The following is a 2,318-nucleotide window of genomic DNA, read 5'->3' on the forward strand; positions in this document are numbered from 1 at the left end:
GAGTACTCCGAAATAACAAATGAGTACTCCGAAATAACAAATGAGTACTCCGAAATAACAAATGAGTACTCCGAAATAACAAATGAGTACTCCGAAATAACAAATGAGTACTCCGAAATAACAAATGCGTAAGCGTAGCCAGCACTTCTCTACGAGACGCTGCGCGAACGACAAAGCTCAGTGACCACCGCAGGTATCGCCATGATTGCAACAATTTAGCTTTGTCACGCCAGCGTAACGCACCGCAAATCTTTAGTGTTCGTTATAATATTGACGATAAACTTTGCTAAAGAGGGCAAATGTATGACTAGCCGCGAGCAGCTTATCCAAGAAATTGCAGAGCTTCCAGATGAGTTAGTCAAAGTAATGTTAGATTTTTTGCATCGGGTTCAGACAACGCGTAGTCATCATCCTCTAGCAAAATTTGCGGGTATTTTGAGTGATGATGAGGCGGCTGATTTACAGAAAGCAATTCAAACTGATTGTCGTCAGGTTGATTTAAATGAGTGGTGAAATTGCGTTAGATACTTCTGTTGCAGTACGTTTTCTGAATGGCGATTTTGATGTTGTTTCAAGGGTGTTGGCGTTACCAGAAATATTTTTGTCGGTCGTAGTAGTAGAGTTACTGTTTGGGGCTGAGAACTCGACTCGACCGTTGAAAAATCTTCCTCGATATTTGGAGTTTATAGAAGTTTGTGCGGTTGTGCCTGTGGAAAAGCGAACGGCAGTTATCTATGCTCAGACTCGTTTGGGTTTGAAGCGCAAAGGGCGACCAATTCCTATGAATGATGTTTGGATTGCAGCGCACTGTCTGGAACATGGTTGGGTGCTTGTTACCGATGATTCAGATTTTGATTATGTGGATGGATTGGTTATAGAGCATTGGTAATGATAGCTATTATGTTTTGAGATCGCTTTTCCCATCATCTCAAGACATGATCGCCAAAAAACGATAATCTAGAATTTTTCCCTAATCAGTTAAGATAATCTTCATCAATCTTCTTTCCTTTTACCCTTCTCCTTGGAATTATGACGCAGGATGAGTTGTTGGTACTGATAGATCGTGCGGTGGCTGAGGGTTGGCAAGAGTTAGACTTGTCGGGGCAAGAGTTGACTGAGTTACCTGTAGAAATTGGTAAGTTGAAGCAGCTTGAGTCTTTGATTTTGGGAAAGAAGGTTGAAGGTTATGAAGAAGTAAGAGGCCGCTATCTCAAAAAGGTTTCAGGCAACAATTTAAAAACGCTTCCTCTAGAACTATTGGGTTTGCCTAATTTGCATAAGTTGGATATCAGTGGCAATCCTTTAGAGAGCATTCCCGATGTGGTAACGCAAATAATACATTTAGAGGAACTTATCTTAATTCGAGTAGAGCTAACTGAAATACCTGATGCGATCGCTAATTTAACCAATCTGACGCAGCTTGACCTCAGTGGCAACCAAATAACCCAGATTCCAGAGGCGCTGGCTAATTTAACCAATCTGACGCAGCTTGACCTCAGTGGCAACCAAATAACCCAGATTCCAAAGGCGATCGCTAATTTAACCAATCTCACCCAGCTTCACCTCTATAACAACCAAATAACCCAGATTCTAGAGGCGATCGCTAATTTAACCAATCTCACCCAGCTTCACCTCAGTTCCAACAAAATAACCGAGATACCAGAGGCGATCACTAAATTAACCAATCTGACAGAGCTTAACCTCTGTGACAACCAAATAACCCAGATTCCAGAGGCAATCGCTAAATTAACCAATCTGACGCAGCTTTACCTCAATGTCAACAAAATAACCGAGATACCAGAGGCGCTGGCTAAATTAACCAATCTGAGGGAGCTTCACCTCAATGGCAACCAAATAACCCAGATACTAGAGGCGCTAGCTAAATTAACCAATTTGACGCTGCTTGACTTCAGTTGCAACCAAATAAGCCAGATTCCAGAGGCGCTAGCTAAATTAACCAATCTGACGCACCTTGTCCTCAGTGGCAACCAAATAAGCCAGATTCCAGAGGCGCTAGCTAAATTAACCAATCTGACGCACCTTGTCCTCAGTGGCAACCAAATAAGCCAGATTCCAGAGGCGCTAGCTAAATTAACCAATCTGACGCAGCTTCACCTCAATGACAACCAAATAAGCCAGATTCCAGAGGCGCTAGCTAAATTAACCAATCTGAGGGAGCTTCACCTCAGTTACAACCAAATAAGCCAGATTCCAGAGGCGCTAGCTAAATTAACCAATCTGAGGGAGCTTCACCTCAGTTACAACCAAATAAGCCAGATTCCAGAGGCGCTAGCTAAATTAACCAATCTGAGGGAGCT

Annotated in this window: 3 protein-coding genes; all 3 read left to right on the forward strand. The window is 42.6% G+C overall.

What is annotated here, in order from left to right:
• Nucleotides 1-303: 303 nt before the first annotated feature.
• The gene (locus AC1F2U_RS34585) at nucleotides 304-513 is read left to right on the forward strand and encodes a hypothetical protein (protein ID WP_073641323.1); all 210 of its coding nucleotides are present in this window, start codon (nucleotides 304-306) and stop codon (nucleotides 511-513) included.
• Nucleotides 503-889 carry a PIN domain-containing protein gene (locus tag AC1F2U_RS34590; protein ID WP_480265250.1) on the forward strand — a complete coding sequence of 129 codons (387 nt, stop codon included), beginning with the start codon at nucleotides 503-505 and terminating at the stop codon, nucleotides 887-889. Before AC1F2U_RS34585 ends, AC1F2U_RS34590 begins: the two co-directional genes overlap by 11 nt.
• A 140-nt stretch (nucleotides 890-1,029) precedes the next feature.
• Nucleotides 1,030-2,318, forward strand: a 1,289-nt coding sequence (locus AC1F2U_RS34595) for a leucine-rich repeat domain-containing protein (RefSeq protein WP_480265251.1), incomplete at its 3' end; no start/stop codon positions are given.

The sequence above is a fragment of the Nostoc sp. LEGE 12454 genome (assembly GCF_056620565.1).

Bases quoted from the DNA above. Each gene is read 5' to 3' on its own strand.
- AC1F2U_RS34585 (WP_073641323.1), top strand. From the start codon at position 304: ATGACTAGCCGCGAGCAGCTTATCCAAGAAATTGCAGAGCTTCCAGAT.
- AC1F2U_RS34590 (WP_480265250.1), top strand. From the start codon at position 503: ATGAGTGGTGAAATTGCGTTAGATACTTCTGTTGCAGTACGTTTTCTG.